Annotated in this window: 18 protein-coding genes and 1 pseudogene; 13 read left to right on the forward strand and 6 right to left on the reverse strand. The window is 69.7% G+C overall.

Annotated features, from left to right (window positions below):
- Positions 1–4: 4 nt before the first annotated feature.
- Together D8896_RS03355 and D8896_RS03360 are read right to left on the reverse strand one after the other, a co-directional pair.
- Positions 5–292 carry a hypothetical protein gene (locus tag D8896_RS03355; RefSeq protein WP_121820647.1) on the reverse strand — a complete coding sequence of 96 codons (288 nt, stop codon included), beginning with the start codon at positions 290–292 and terminating at the stop codon, positions 5–7.
- Positions 293–416: 124 nt separating this feature from the next.
- Complete coding sequence (locus D8896_RS03360) at positions 417–1,367, reverse strand: winged helix-turn-helix domain-containing protein (protein WP_121820648.1); 951 nt, start codon at positions 1,365–1,367, stop codon at positions 417–419.
- A gap of 220 nt (positions 1,368–1,587) precedes the next feature.
- Here D8896_RS03360 and D8896_RS03365 point away from each other — a divergent pair, with 220 nt between their 5' ends.
- The 12 genes from D8896_RS03365 to hpt all read left to right on the forward strand — a co-directional run bounded on the left by D8896_RS03365 (position 1,588) and on the right by hpt (position 9,249).
- Positions 1,588–2,826 carry a translation initiation factor IF-2 subunit gamma gene (locus D8896_RS03365; RefSeq protein WP_121820649.1) on the forward strand — a complete coding sequence of 413 codons (1,239 nt, stop codon included), beginning with the start codon at positions 1,588–1,590 and terminating at the stop codon, positions 2,824–2,826.
- Positions 2,827–3,258, forward strand: a complete 432-nt coding sequence (locus D8896_RS03370; protein ID WP_121820650.1) for a PIN domain-containing protein — start codon at positions 2,827–2,829, stop codon at positions 3,256–3,258. It begins immediately after the preceding gene.
- 3 nt (positions 3,259–3,261) lie between these two features.
- A complete protein-coding gene (locus tag D8896_RS03375; RefSeq protein ID WP_121820651.1) occupies positions 3,262–3,831 on the forward strand; it encodes a DNA-directed RNA polymerase in 570 nt (189 codons plus the stop codon).
- Between the two features lie 2 nt (positions 3,832–3,833).
- Positions 3,834–4,031 (forward strand): transcription elongation factor subunit Spt4, encoded by a 198-nt coding sequence (gene spt4 / locus D8896_RS03380; protein WP_121820652.1) that lies wholly within the window; start codon positions 3,834–3,836, stop codon positions 4,029–4,031.
- 1 nt (position 4,032) lies between these two features.
- Positions 4,033–4,578 (forward strand): GTP-dependent dephospho-CoA kinase family protein, encoded by a 546-nt coding sequence (locus D8896_RS03385; protein ID WP_240451990.1) that lies wholly within the window; start codon positions 4,033–4,035, stop codon positions 4,576–4,578.
- A gap of 150 nt (positions 4,579–4,728) precedes the next feature.
- Positions 4,729–5,109 carry a nuclear transport factor 2 family protein gene (locus D8896_RS03390; protein WP_121820653.1) on the forward strand — a complete coding sequence of 127 codons (381 nt, stop codon included), beginning with the start codon at positions 4,729–4,731 and terminating at the stop codon, positions 5,107–5,109.
- A 214-nt stretch (positions 5,110–5,323) separates the two neighbouring features.
- The gene (locus D8896_RS03395; RefSeq protein WP_121820654.1) at positions 5,324–5,638 is read left to right on the forward strand and encodes a 30S ribosomal protein S24e; all 315 of its coding nucleotides are present in this window, start codon (positions 5,324–5,326) and stop codon (positions 5,636–5,638) included.
- 1 nt (position 5,639) lies between these two features.
- A complete protein-coding gene (locus D8896_RS03400) occupies positions 5,640–5,774 on the forward strand; it encodes a 30S ribosomal protein S27ae (RefSeq protein ID WP_121820655.1) in 135 nt (44 codons plus the stop codon).
- Between the two features lie 61 nt (positions 5,775–5,835).
- Positions 5,836–7,419, forward strand: a complete 1,584-nt coding sequence (locus D8896_RS03405; protein ID WP_121820656.1) for a bifunctional N(6)-L-threonylcarbamoyladenine synthase/serine/threonine protein kinase — start codon at positions 5,836–5,838, stop codon at positions 7,417–7,419.
- A gap of 68 nt (positions 7,420–7,487) precedes the next feature.
- Positions 7,488–7,760 carry a DUF5808 domain-containing protein gene (locus D8896_RS03410; RefSeq protein ID WP_121820657.1) on the forward strand — a complete coding sequence of 91 codons (273 nt, stop codon included), beginning with the start codon at positions 7,488–7,490 and terminating at the stop codon, positions 7,758–7,760.
- 309 nt (positions 7,761–8,069) lie between these two features.
- Positions 8,070–8,603, forward strand: a complete 534-nt coding sequence (gene rdgB / locus D8896_RS03415; RefSeq protein WP_121820658.1) for an RdgB/HAM1 family non-canonical purine NTP pyrophosphatase — start codon at positions 8,070–8,072, stop codon at positions 8,601–8,603.
- Between the two features lie 46 nt (positions 8,604–8,649).
- Complete coding sequence (hpt, locus tag D8896_RS03420; RefSeq protein WP_121820659.1) at positions 8,650–9,249, forward strand: hypoxanthine/guanine phosphoribosyltransferase; 600 nt, start codon at positions 8,650–8,652, stop codon at positions 9,247–9,249.
- Here the strand turns inward: hpt and D8896_RS03425 are convergent.
- From D8896_RS03425 to D8896_RS03440, 4 genes are all read right to left on the reverse strand, one after another.
- A complete protein-coding gene (locus D8896_RS03425; protein WP_121820660.1) occupies positions 9,246–9,716 on the reverse strand; it encodes a DUF7384 family protein in 471 nt (156 codons plus the stop codon). The two genes, hpt and D8896_RS03425, sit on opposite strands and share 4 nt — an antisense overlap.
- Positions 9,717–9,843: 127 nt before the next feature.
- Positions 9,844–10,926, reverse strand: a complete 1,083-nt coding sequence (locus D8896_RS03430; RefSeq protein WP_121820661.1) for a putative sulfate/molybdate transporter — start codon at positions 10,924–10,926, stop codon at positions 9,844–9,846.
- 125 nt (positions 10,927–11,051) lie between these two features.
- A complete protein-coding gene (locus D8896_RS03435) occupies positions 11,052–11,909 on the reverse strand; it encodes a dihydrodipicolinate synthase family protein (RefSeq protein ID WP_121820662.1) in 858 nt (285 codons plus the stop codon).
- 218 nt (positions 11,910–12,127) lie between these two features.
- Complete coding sequence (locus tag D8896_RS03440) at positions 12,128–12,784, reverse strand: potassium channel family protein (protein WP_121820663.1); 657 nt, start codon at positions 12,782–12,784, stop codon at positions 12,128–12,130.
- 101 nt (positions 12,785–12,885) lie between these two features.
- Here D8896_RS03440 and D8896_RS03445 point away from each other — a divergent pair.
- Positions 12,886–12,959 (forward strand): annotated as a pseudogene (locus D8896_RS03445) (IS6 family transposase); the annotation flags it as partial.

The raw sequence follows: 12,959 nt of genomic DNA on the forward strand, positions 1-12,959 counted from the left end.
CGGCCTACCGGGTCAGCGCGGCGACGACGGCGCGGACGGCGACGAACGGTGCGGCGAACGCGCCGGCGACCAGCGCGGCCCAGGCGACGACGGTCACGAGGGTGGCGATGCTCCCGAAGGCGGTCAGGTACGTCGCGACGCCCACGGCGGCGAGGACGGCGACGGTGCCCCCGGCCACCGCGGCCAGGGCGCGCTCGACGATGCGAACGGTCTCGGCGAGGCTGCTCGATGGCGAGTGGACGCGGGCGGAACCGGACGTGCCGTCTCGGACGGCGGTGTGTTTCGCAGGCATCTGTCTCACATGTGATCGATGGGGCTACAGCTCCTAAAGTATAATCAGAAAAACATTTCTGTACGGCAGGTTACTGAAATCAGTTTCACCTGCGACGGTCAGCGGCGGGAAGGGACGGCTGTCGTCAGGGCCGGGTCGCGGTGTTCGTGGCGGGCGACCGCTCGACCTCGGTGACGACGAGGGCCTCGTCGACCGTGAGCGTCAGGCGCTCGCCCTCGCACTCGCCCGCCGCCGTCCCCTCCGGGCCGTCGATGGGCACGTCGAGGCGGATCCGCCAGGGGTCGTCGTCCACGACGGTCGTGTACTCGTCGTCGGTACACCAGTCGAGCGTCCAGAACGGCACCTGGTTCAGGTCGACGCCGTGGTCGCGGTAGAACGAGACGATCTCCGCGTGGTCGAGCAGCACCTGCCCGACGGAGGTGACGAGCTGGTGGCGACAGCGCTGGCACTCGTGGCGGACGGCGACGTCGAGGTCGTGGCTGGCGGGGTCGCGTTCGATCGTCGTCTCGACGGTGCCGCTGCACTCCGGGCAGACGCCGTCGGCCATCAGGCAGTGGAGGTGGCGCACGCGCTGGTTGAACGCCGCCATCACCTCCTCCGTCGTCCGGCCGTCGAGACCGCCGGGCGGGAACGGATAGTTCGCGTGGGTCCGTGCACACTCCACGCAGTCGACGACGATGCGCTCGTCCCGGTAGCGGGCGGCGAGCGCGCCGCCGCAGTCGCTGCAGTCGCCCGCGACCTCGAAGGGGTCGATCTCGGGCTGTTCGTTCAGCGACCCGGCCTGGATGGCGTGGATCACGGCCCAGCCCGCGTGACGGAACGTGTACCCCTCGTCGGTCCGGCGGACGAACTGCCCCCGGAGCTTGTCGAGGTGGTAGTTGAACTGTGCGCTGTCGCGCATCCCGACCGACTTTCGCAGGTCCGAGAAGCTCACCGGTCGCTCGTCGGCGCGCCAGAGCGCCTCCAGTATCGAGAGCCGCGTCTCGTTGCCGACGACGGCAAAGGCCTCCGCCGGCGTCATGCAGTCGTCGCAGTCGAGGATGCTCGAATCGCCGGGCTCGCCGGCCTCGCTCATGCCCGAGGGATCGGCGGCATCCCCCTAAAGCGTTCGCTCGACTGCGTTTTTGTATTCGAGATTACATGAATCACGACAGCACTGCCGGCAGCCACGGGCGCGGGCGGCGCTGGTCCCCCTGTTCCGTGGTGACGCCTCCCGGGACGCGATCCCGCACCAGAACAGTAGGTTTATCAGTCGTTCGTGGCGAAACTCTACCAAGATTACTTCAGGAGGTCACATGCCAGGAACACACCAACAACCGGAGGTGAACATCGGACTCGTCGGCCACGTCGACCACGGGAAGACAACGCTCGTGCAGGCGCTTTCCGGCGAGTGGACCGACCAGCATAGCGAGGAGATGAAACGCGGGATCTCCATCCGACTCGGCTACGCCGACGCGACGTTCCGTCGCTGTCCGGAGGCCGAGGAGCCCGAGGCGTTCACCGTCGAGGAGACGTGCGCCGAACACGACGTGGAGACGGACGTCCTCCGCACCGTCTCCTTCGTCGACGCGCCCGGCCACGAGACGCTGATGGCGACGATGCTGTCCGGCGCGGCGATCATGGACGGGGCGGTGCTCGTCGTGAGCGCGACCGACCCGGTGCCCCAGCCCCAGACCGCCGAACACCTGAGCGCGCTGGACATCATCGGCATCGACAACATCGTCGTCGCCCAGAACAAGGTCGACCTCGTCGACCGCGAGCGGGCCGAGGAGAACTACCGGGAGATACAGGAGTTCGTCGAGGGCACCGTCGCCGAGGGCGCGCCGATCGTCCCGATCAGCGCCCAGCAGGAGGTCAACGTCGACCTGCTCATCGACGCCATCGAGCGTGAGATCCCGACGCCCGACCGCGACCCCGACGAGGACGCCCGGATGCACGTCGCCCGGAGCTTCGACATCAACCGCCCCGGCACCGAGTGGGGCGACCTCACCGGCGGCGTGCTCGGCGGGAGCCTCGTGCAGGGCCGCCTGGGTGCCGACGAGGAGATCGAGGTCCGCCCCGGCCGGGAGGTCGAGGAGGGCGGCCAGTCCGAATACCAGCCGATCACGACCACGATCCGCTCGCTCCAGGCGGGCGGCGAGACGGTCGACGAGGTGTTCCCCGGCGGCCTGCTCGGCGTCGGCACCGGACTCGACCCGAGCCTCACGAAGGGCGACGCGCTGGCCGGCCAGCTCGCCGGTCCGCCCGGCTCGCTCCCGCCGACCTGGGATTCGTTCACCATGGACGTCGACCTGCTCGACCGCGTGGTCGGCGACATGGAGGGCGGCGAGGTCGACGACATCTCGACGGGCGAGCCGCTGATGATGACCATCGGCACGGCGACGACCGTCGGCTCCGTGACCAGCGCCCGCGACGACGAGTGCGAGGTCCAGCTGAAGCGACCGGTGTGCGCTCCCGAGGGCGCGAAGATAGCCATCAACCGCCGCATCGGCGCGCGCTGGCGGCTCATCGGCGTGGGGACGCTCACGGGGTAGATGACGACCGTCGCCCTCGACACCAACGCGCTCATGATGCCCGTCGAACTCGACGTGCGGCTGTTCGACGAACTCGACCGGGTGCTCGGCGGTCCGCGACGGATCCCCGCCGAGGACGGCGAGGAACCGCGACCCGGCGGCTACGAGGCCGTCGCGCCGCAGGCCGTCGCCGAGGAGCTCCGGAAGCTCTCGGACACCGGCGGCGAGGAGGGCATCGCGGCCAGCGTCGGACACGACCTGGCGACGGACCGCTGTCTGCTCGTCGACACCGAAGCATCGTACGCCGACGACGCCATCGTCGAACTCGCCCGCGAGGGCACCGCCGACTACGTCGTCACGAACGACCGGCCCCTGCGGGACCGCGTGCTCGACGCGGACGTGCCAGTAATTGGTTTAAGGGGCAAGCACAAACTCGCAGTCACTCAACCATAATCCATGTACAAACGGGTCAGGCTCAAGGACACCGTCGAAGTGCCGCCGGAGGAACTCGCAGACGTAACGCCACAGCTAGTCAAACGACTCCTGCAGGACAAACTGGAGGGTCGGATGGACGAGGAGGTGGGCAGCGTCGTCAGCGTCGTCAACGTCCACGACATCGGCGAGGGGAGCGTTCTCCCGAACCGTCCGGGGGTGTACTACGAGGCGGAGTTCGACGCCGTCACGTACGACCCCCAGATGCAGGAGGTCGTCGACGGCAACGTCGTCGAGGTCGTGGAGTTCGGCGCGTTCGTCGGGATCGGTCCCGTCGACGGGCTGCTCCACGTCTCCCAGATCTCCGACGAGTTCCTCGCGTACGACAGCGAGAACCAGACGCTCGCGTCGAACGAGTCCAACCGTCGGCTCACCGTCGAGGACGCCGTTCGCGCCCGCATCGTCACGAAAAGCATCGACGAGCGCAACCCCCGGGACAGCAAGATCGGGCTGACCGCGAAGCAGGTCGGTCTCGGCAAGCACGGCTGGCTCGAGGAGGACCGCCAGCAGCGTCAGGCGACGACGGGTGAGTGAGCATGGCCGAGGACCGCCTCGTCTGCCGCGAGTGCCACCGCGTCGTCGAACCGAACGTGGAGACCTGCCCCTCGTGTGGCTCCAGCAGCCTCACCGAGGACTGGGCCGGCTACGTGTACATCGCCCATCCCGAGGAGAGCCAGATCGCCGAGGAGATGGAAGTCACCGAGCCGGGCGCGTACGCCCTGAAGGTCCGCTAGCGTGACGGCCGACGAGTCCGACCCGATCCTGCGGCTCCCGGACGACCTCCGCGGCGCGTTCAAGGACCCGTTCGGCCCCGTCGAGACCGACCCGGAGCGCGTCCTCGCGGACGTGACCGGGCCGCTCGTCACCGTCGGCGACATCGTCACCTACCACTTCGAACGCGTCGGCCGCACCCCGGATGTCGCCGTCGTCGACGGCCGCACGAAGCGCGAGGCCGTCGACCGCGAGGTCAGCGAGACGATCCGCGAGGAGCACACGGTCACGGTCGACAACCCCGCCGCAACGCTGACCGAGGCCCTGCTCGTCGCGCTCCGGGACGCCATCGCGGCCGACCGCCCGACGACCATCGTCGTCGACGGCGAGGAGGACCTGGCGACCTTGCCGGCGGTCGTCGTCGCCCCTGACGGCGCGAGCGTCGTCTACGGCCAGCCGGACGCCGGGATGGTCCACATCCGCGTCGACGACGACACGCGGGCGGAGTTTTCCGACCTGCTCGGGCGGATGGACGGCGACGGCGAGCGGGCGCTGGAACTGCTGGCGTAGCGACTTTCCCGTTCGGTCCGGGTTCGGAATCAAGCCCAACCACCCCCGGAGAAACGAATTTATAGTTGCTGCAAAGGTTTGGCAATAATTGACCGTACTTCTAACTCTTGGCCAAAAATTATAATAACTCTGAATATATTCTGTACTCCGATGCAACGACGACAGTATCTCGGCGCGGCGACGACGACGGCGGCCGCCGGGCTGGCCGGCTGCATGGACCTGGGGATCCTCGGGGGCAACGGACCGGCGGCCGTCGTCGAGCAGTTCTACCAGGCGCTCGACGACGGCGACCGGGGGACCGCGAACGACCTCATCCACTCGGAGTCGCCGCAGGGCGAGATCGGCGAACAGGAGATGGCACAGTTCGAGAGCTACGACATCACGGTCGAGAGTACGGAAGTCCTCGACGAGTCGGACGACACGGCCGAGGTCGAGGTCGAACTGACGCTCGAAGCCGACGGCGAATCGTCGACAAACACGATGACCGTCGAACTCCGGACCGAGGGCGGCGACTGGAAGGTGTACCAGTAGCTGTCGGGCGATCCAGCCCGTTTAGCGGATCCCGTTGGTGTAGCATCCGCGAGCGAAGCGAGCGGTTCACCGGGCGCGACCGGCAGGGAGCGCCCGGCCTTTTTGATCGACCTTTCTGCCGGGAGTGGTCGCCGTGGGCGACCCGAACGGGAAAAAGGTCGTTCGAAATCCTTTTACCCGTTTCGCGGAGAAGTAGTAGGTAACTGATCACGCCATGGATGTCGACATCATCGACGAGGACGAGAACCCGATGTTGCACCGGACCGACGTCACGTTCGAACTGACCCACGACGAGGCCACCCCCTCCCGGCTCTCCGTCCGCGACAGCCTCGCGGCGAAGCTGAACAAGGACGCCGAGGAGGTCGTCGTCCGCAAGCTCGACACGAAGTTCGGGATGCGGAAGACGGTCGGCGAGGCGAAGGTGTACGAGACCGCCGACCACGCCCGCGACGTCGAGCAGGACTACATGCTCGAACGGAACAAGATCGTCGCCGACGAGGACGCAGCCGAGGAGGCGGAGGAGGCGTAAGATGGCCCGACACGAACTCTACGAGGACGACGGCACGAGCGAACGCGAGATGTGCCCGCGCTGTGGCGACACGTTCCTCGCCGACCACGGCGACCGCCTGCACTGCGGTCGCTGTGACTACACCGAGTGGGAGTGAGGCCGATGCGACCGCGCTCACGCGCGGCGCATCGTGATTACCCGTCTTCCGACCATCACCCGTGAGTAGCGACACCCGCGTGCTCGGCATCGAGGGGACCGCCTGGGCGGCCAGCGCCGCGGTCCACGACGCCGGGGACGGGACGACTCACATCGAGACCGACGCCTACCAGCCCGAGAGCGGCGGCATCGACCCGAGCGAGGCGGCCGAGCACATGGCCAAGTCGATCCCCGAGGTGATCGAGCGGGCGCTTTCCCACGCCGAGGGCCCCATCGACGCCGTCGCGTTCTCCCGCGGGCCGGGGCTGGGACCGTGCTTGCGGACCGTCGGGACCGCCGCCCGCACGCTCGCCCAGTCGCTCGACGTGCCGCTGGTCGGCGTCAACCACATGGTCGCCCACCTAGAGATCGGCCGCCACCAGTCGGGCTTCGATTCGCCGGTCTGCCTGAACGCCAGCGGCGCGAACGCCCACGTCCTGGGCTTTCACAACGGTCGGTACCGCGTGCTCGGCGAGACGATGGACACCGGCGTCGGCAACGCCATCGACAAGTTCACTCGCCATCTCGGCTGGTCCCACCCCGGCGGACCGAAGGTCGAACAGCGCGCGGAAGGCGGCGAGTACATCGACCTGCCCTACGTCGTGAAGGGGATGGACTTCTCCTTTTCCGGGATCATGAGCGCAGCGAAGCAGGCAGTCGACGACGACGTGCCGGTCGAGGACGTCTGTTTCTCGCTGCAGGAGAACGTGTTCGCGATGCTGACCGAGGTCGCGGAGCGCGCGCTCTCCCTGACCGGCAGCGACGAACTCGTGCTCGGCGGCGGCGTCGGGCAGAACGACCGCTTGCGGGCGATGCTCGCCGAGATGTGCGAGGCACGCGGCGCGAAGTTCTACGCCCCCGAGCCGCGATTCCTCCGGGACAACGCCGGGATGATCGCGACCCTCGGCGCGACGATGTACGAGGCCGGCGACACGATCGCCGTCGAGGACTCCCGGGTGCTGCCGGACTTCCGCCCGGACCAGGTGCCGGTGACGTGGCGCGCCGACGAGAGCGTCCGCCGCCGGCCGCCGGAGGGCCGCGAGCGACAGGGCGCGGAGGCCGTCGTCGAAGTCGGCTCCGCGCGGACGACCAAGCGCCGCGTCCCGAAGCCGTACCGCCACGGCGACCTCGATGACCGCCTCCGTCGGGACCGGACGGTGCTGGAGGCCCGGCTCACGAGCGCGGCGCGGCGACAGGGCGTCCCGACGCCGGTCGTCCGCGACGTGGACCTCCGGGAGGGGACGCTCGCCCTGGAGACGGTCGGCGACGCCGACCTCGGCGCGGCGCTCTCGGCGGCCCGCGTCCGCGACGTGGGCCGTCACCTCGCGGCGCTCCACGGCGCGGGGTTCGTCCACGGCGACCCGACGACCCGGAACGTCCGCGTCGCCGACGACCGAACGTACCTCATCGACTTCGGCCTGGGCTACTACACCGATGACGCCGAGGACTACGCAATGGACCTGCACGTGTTCGAGCAGAGCCTCGACGGCACCGCCGACGACCCCGGCCCGCTCCGCGAGGCGTTCGAGGCGGCGTACGCCGACCGCGGCGACGACGCCGTTCTCGACCGGCTGCGGGCGGTCGAGGGGCGCGGGCGGTACCAGTAGCCCCACGGACCCGTGTGACGGACGGCCGGACGACAACGTTCATGTTCGTGACCGTCGTAACGTCTCGTATGGCCGACAAACCGAAGTCAGGCGAACTCCTCGGCGTGCCGTACAACTTCGAGCGACCAAGCGTCCGCCGCCTGCTGTCCTCCTACTGGCAGCCCGGCGAGGGGATGCTGGTCGAGAAGCCCTTCGGCATCGGGTACACGCTCAACCTCGCCAACTGGCGCTCGTGGATCGTCCTCGGCCTCGCCGGCGTCCTCCTGTGGAACGAGCAGGGCGGCGACGCCGACGACGAGGACGCGGAGGACGACGAACCGGTCGAAGTCGTTGTGGACTAAAGACGACCTTTTGCGCTGCGGTCGCGCGCCGACGGCGCGCTCCCTCGGCAAAAGCTCGACCAAAATCACGGCGTCACCGCCTCAGTCGCCTCGCTCCCTCGACGGTTCCTTGGACCGCGAGCGCCGCCGGCGCTCGCGGGTGCTATCCTCGCTTACAGCCTGCCCTCCCCCGGACGCTCGCCCGCGGCGCGTCGGAGCGCCACGCGCTCGCGCTGGCCCTCCGGGGATGGTGGTTCCGGTTCCGCCCACGACGGCCGACGCCGACTGTGGACCGACGGCTATTTTCCCGCGCGGTCCGGCCAGTCGGGTATGATACGCTTCGTGACGAGCAACGAGGGGAAGGTCAGCGAGGCCCGCGAGTACCTCGACGAGTCGGTCGAGCAGGTGCCGTACGACTACACCGAGATCCAGGGCGAATTGGCCGAGATCGCACGGTACGGCGCTCGCGAGACGTTCGCGGAGTCCGAGAGCGACGAGCCGGTGCTGGTCGACGACACCGGCCTGTTCGTCGAGGCGCTCGACGGCTTCCCGGGCGCGTACTCCGCGTTCGTCGAGGACACCCTCGGCGTCGAGCGCATCCCGACGCTCGTCGCGGACGAGGAGAACGACCGCGCCGCGTTCCGGACGGTGCTGGCGTACCACGACGGCGAGACGACCGAGACGTTCGAGGGGAGCGTCCGCGGTCGCATCGTCGCGCCCCGCGGCGACCGCGGGTTCGGCTACGACCCGGTGTTCGAACACGACGGCCGGACGTTCGCCGAGATGAGCATGGCCGAGAAGAACGCCATCTCCCACCGCGGGCGGGCGCTGGAGCGCTTCGCCGACTGGCTCGCGGAGCGGTGACCGCTCCCGACCAGTAGACTTTTCCTCCGAGTTGCGAACGTCCTGCATGGAGAAACTCCTGCGGTCCCTCCACGAGGCCCCGATCATCGAGAAGGAGGGCGGCTACGAGTATCTGGTCCACCCGATCAGCAACTGCGTCCCGATGCTCGACCCGGCGCTGCTCCGGGAGGTCGTCAACGGGATCATCCGGAAGGCGGATCTGGCGGACGTCGACAAGATCGTCACGCCGGCCGCGATGGGGATCCACATCAGCACCGCCGTCTCGCTGATGACCGACATCCCGCTCGTGGTCATCCGGAAGCGTCAGTACGGCCTCGACGGCGAGGTCGCGCTGTTCCAGGAGACCGGGTACTCCGAGTCCGAGATGTACATCAACGACGTCGACGAGGGCGACCGGGTCCTCGTCCTCGACGACATCCTCTCGACCGGCGGCACGCTGCGAGCGATCGTCGAGGCACTCGACGACGACATCGGGGCCGAGATCGCCGACGTGGTGGTCGTCTTCAGGAAGGTCGGCGGCGAGAACGCGCTGGCGGGGAGCGGCCACGAGGCGAAGACGCTCGTCAACCTCAGAGTGGAAGACGGCGAGGTGGTCGTCGTCGACCCGGACGGCGACGGCGAGGAGTGGGCTGCGTCGGCGACTTAGGCCCGCGGATCGCGGTCAGGTCCCTGATACACCCCCTCCTGCGTCGCGGCGTACAGGCTCTCGGCGTCGAACACGGCGGCGAAGGCGTCGGGCGTCCGCACCGACAGCCCCTGATACGGCTGGAGCGACAGCCCCGTCTCGGCGGCGCGGAGGCCGTCGTCGAACGTGAGCAGGTGGGCGGCCCCCGCCCGATAGGCGCTCGCCAGCGCCGGGTGGTCGTCGGGCGGATGGTTCACGGTCTCGCGCTCGGCCTCGACCCGTTCGCGCCAGTCCGCCGCGAGCGCGTCGTCCGCGAGGCGGGCTATCGTCGCCTCGGCGTCGTCGAGCAGTTCGTCGCTGGCCGCGAGCGTCAGCCAGGAGTGCCGGCGCACGTGGTCCAGCGCCGCGCGTGCGTCGCCGCCGACGAGCAGGTCCGCCGCGAGCACGTCGGCGTCGGCGACGACGGTCGTCGGGTCGGGGTCAGTCATCGCGTACCTCCGCGAGCGCCTCGCGGACCGCCGGGACGTCCACGTCGCCCTCGGCGGCGCGCGCGAACAGGTCCTCCCAGGTTTCCATACCCGGAGCAAGACGCCACCGGGGCAAAAACGGGTCGGACTACCGCAGGTACCGGTGCGCCAGCGCGCCGGCGACGAAGGCGACGCCGACGTTGACGAGCAGGCCGGCGACGCCCACCGCGGCGGTCAGGCGGTAGTCCTCGGTCGCCGCCGCGGCCCGTCCGAGTTGGGCTGCCACGACGACCAGCAGCACCCCCAGCAGTGCGGTGGGGAACGCCATCACCAGCCCGCCGCCCGCGACGAGCGCGACGGCGGCGTAGAGGACGCCGAGAACCACGTTCGCCCCGCCGGTGCGCGCGCCGAACGCGTACTTGCCGGCGAGCCCGCCGCTCCCGTGGCACATCGGGATCCCGCCGAGGGGCACCGCCGACAGCGTCATCGCGCCCATGCTCGTCGAGAGGTCGTCGGGCGACACGTCGCGGTCGAACAGGTCCACACAGAGGACGGCGGTGGCGACGGCCGCGTTGCCGACGGTCATCGCCAGCTGTGCCGCGGTCCCTTCCAGCACCGCGGGCGAGAGCGTCGGCGTCCCGCTCGCGAAGCCGGTGACCGCCGGCACCGAGGGAGCCGGGACGCCCGACCCGGCGACTGCGAGGCCGGCACCGACCGCGAGGACGGCGAGCGCGCTTGCCCGACCACGCCTGAGGACGACCGCGGCGAGCGCGACGCCCGCGCCGAGACCGGCCAGCGCGAGGTTCGCCGCGCCGAGCGACAGCCCCGTCTCCAGCAACAGCAGCGCGACCGCGAGCTGGATCCCGCGCACGACCGGCCGCCCAACGGCGCGCTCGACGCGCTCAAGCGCGCCGACTGCCCCCAGCGCGAGCAGGGCGACGCCGGTGAGCAGGCCCGCGGCGGCGAGTTCGCCCGCGGTCAGCGCGCCGGCGATCGCCAGCCCCGCCAGCGCCTTCATCGGCTCGACGGACAGGGGCAGGCCGTAGACCAGCCCCCAGACGACCTGGAAGACGCCGAACAGCAGGAGGACGTGCGGGAGCGACACGGCCGTCGTCGCGCCGAGCGCCACGACTATCGGGAGGACGGTAACCGAATCCCCCAGCGCCCCGGTCACCGCCCCGACGGAGAGTTCGAGCCGGTCGCGGACGGCCTCGCCGGTCGAAAACGCCACACGCGACGTTACGCGTCCAGCGTCATCATCGTTCCGCGAAACCGATCGCGGACACGCCTTCCGGGACCGCGAACCCGGAGGCGATCCCCGTCGTTCGCTCCCGCCCCTGCCCCCGCCCAGCGTCGCTACGTGCGGTCCGCCACGATCTCGGCCAGCGCCGCGCGTTCGTCGTCGTCGAGCGGCTGGAACGGTCGCCGCGGCTGGCCGGCGGGCTGTCCCCGCTCCCGGACCGCGGCCTTGAACCCCGGCGCGCCGTGGGCGACGAGCGCCCGGTCCAGGTCGACCAGGTCCCGGTTGATCCGGCGGGCTTCCGCTTCGTCGCCGGCGCGATGCCGGCTGTACACCTCGCTCACGCGCTCCGGGGCGACGTTCGCGACGGCGACGATCCCGCCCGCCGCGCCGGCGTCCAGACCGTGGGCGAACACGCTCCCGCTCCCGACCAGCACGTCGAAGTCGTCGGGGACGCGGGCGACCGTCCGCTGGAGCCGCGTCAGGTCGCCGCTGGAGTCCTTGATCCCGGCGACGTTGTCGTGGGTCGCGACCGCCGCGACGGTCTCCGGGTCGAGCGCGACGTCCGTGTACGGCGGCACGCTGTAGAGGTACACCGGGACGGGGCTGTCGTCCGCGAGGTCGCGGTAGAACTCGGCGAGTCGGTCCTGTCCGTAGTCGTAGTAGTGGGGCGTCACCGCGAGGACTGCGTCAGCGCCCGCGGCCGCGGCACGTTCCGCGGCGTCGACCGACGCCCGCAGGCTCTCGGTGCCCGTGCCTGCGACGACCGGGCAGTCGACCGCGGCCGCGACGGTTTCGACCACCCGTTCGCGCTCGTCGGCGGTCAGCAGCGGTGCCTCGCTCGTCGACCCGCAGGGGACGAGGAAATCAAGGCCGGCGTCTACCTGCCATCGTGCCAGCTCCGCCAGCGCGTCGTGGTCGACCGCCCCCTCCTCGTCGAACGGCGTCACAACCGGTGCACCAGTGCCGTGCATGCGGTCGGCAACGCGGTCCACGCTGAAAGAACTACGCGACGGCGAACCTCTTGCGACGCACCTCCCGAGTGCCCGAAAATCACCGACTGCGTCGGGTCGTGCGTCCGTCTGACGGGTGTTTAAGTCGGCGGGGTTCCGAGACTCGTCCGGGCGCGCGTCCGGACCTGTTCACTCCCATCCTCCCGCCGCGCGCCCCGGCACACCACTCTCCCCTCTCGTTACGCCGGCAGCACCGACTGGCGGACCGTCTCGACGGCGTCCGTCTCGACGATGACGGCGATCCGGTCGTCGGCCTCGATCCGGGTCCCCGGGAGGGGGATCGTCAGCGACTCGTCGGCGCGACCGTGGGCGTACACCCGGGCCGTCGTCGGCAGGTCGACGCCGCTGATCCGCTGGCCGACCAGCGGCGACCCCTCGCGGATGGTAAACACCGTCAGCTGGAGCTGCTCGGTGAGGTCGGAGACGACGTTGAAGTCGCCGCCGAGCAGCGCCGTCTTCGCCCCCGCCGCCCCCAGCCGCTCGGGGTAGATGATCTCGTCGACGTCGTCGGCGTACTTCTCGTAGATCTCCTCGCGGTAGTCCTCGTCGATGCGCAGGACCGTCCGGCAGCCGTGGTGTTTCCCGACCATGCAGGCCGCGAAGTTGACGTTGAGGTCGCCGGTCAGCCCGCCGACGGCGTCGACGGTGTCGAGATCCACCTCGCTCAACACCTCCTCCTCGCCGCCGTCGCCCTCGATCGTCTCGAACCCGTCCGACCGGGCTCGCTTTGCCTTCTCGGCGTCGTTTTCGACCAGAATGACCTCGTGGCCCTCCTCGCGGAGGATGCGTGCCGTCCGCGTTCCGACGCGGCCGTAGCCGACGATGACGAACTTCATGACCGCCCCTACGCAACCGGGGGTGAAAATAGTACACCCCGCTGACGGGGCAGTGTTCAGATAAGGATGAAGAGTGAGGCGGTGTGTTTTCTGAGTGATCCATGCCCGAAAACACACGCCTCAGCGGTACTCTCGACCAGATCGACTTAGACTTTGTTGAACGAGAAGCGACACC

This window comes from Halostella salina, assembly GCF_003675855.1.
GTDB lineage: Archaea > Halobacteriota > Halobacteria > Halobacteriales > Natronoarchaeaceae > Halostella > Halostella salina.

Coding starts and splice junctions, on each gene's coding strand:
- D8896_RS03435 (WP_121820662.1), bottom strand. CDS start 11,909: ATGCACGGCACTGGTGCACCGGTTGTGACGCCGTTCGACGAGGAGGGG.
- D8896_RS03370 (WP_121820650.1), top strand. CDS start 2,827: ATGACGACCGTCGCCCTCGACACCAACGCGCTCATGATGCCCGTCGAA.
- D8896_RS03365 (WP_121820649.1), top strand. CDS start 1,588: ATGCCAGGAACACACCAACAACCGGAGGTGAACATCGGACTCGTCGGC.
- D8896_RS03410 (WP_121820657.1), top strand. CDS start 7,488: ATGGCCGACAAACCGAAGTCAGGCGAACTCCTCGGCGTGCCGTACAAC.
- D8896_RS03400 (WP_121820655.1), top strand. CDS start 5,640: ATGGCCCGACACGAACTCTACGAGGACGACGGCACGAGCGAACGCGAG.
- D8896_RS03440 (WP_121820663.1), bottom strand. CDS start 12,784: ATGAAGTTCGTCATCGTCGGCTACGGCCGCGTCGGAACGCGGACGGCA.
- D8896_RS03360 (WP_121820648.1), bottom strand. CDS start 1,367: ATGAGCGAGGCCGGCGAGCCCGGCGATTCGAGCATCCTCGACTGCGAC.
- D8896_RS03375 (WP_121820651.1), top strand. CDS start 3,262: ATGTACAAACGGGTCAGGCTCAAGGACACCGTCGAAGTGCCGCCGGAG.
- D8896_RS03425 (WP_121820660.1), bottom strand. CDS start 9,716: ATGACTGACCCCGACCCGACGACCGTCGTCGCCGACGCCGACGTGCTC.
- D8896_RS03355 (WP_121820647.1), bottom strand. CDS start 292: ATGCCTGCGAAACACACCGCCGTCCGAGACGGCACGTCCGGTTCCGCC.
- rdgB (WP_121820658.1), top strand. CDS start 8,070: ATGATACGCTTCGTGACGAGCAACGAGGGGAAGGTCAGCGAGGCCCGC.
- D8896_RS03390 (WP_121820653.1), top strand. CDS start 4,729: ATGCAACGACGACAGTATCTCGGCGCGGCGACGACGACGGCGGCCGCC.
- spt4 (WP_121820652.1), top strand. CDS start 3,834: ATGGCCGAGGACCGCCTCGTCTGCCGCGAGTGCCACCGCGTCGTCGAA.
- hpt (WP_121820659.1), top strand. CDS start 8,650: ATGGAGAAACTCCTGCGGTCCCTCCACGAGGCCCCGATCATCGAGAAG.
- D8896_RS03395 (WP_121820654.1), top strand. CDS start 5,324: ATGGATGTCGACATCATCGACGAGGACGAGAACCCGATGTTGCACCGG.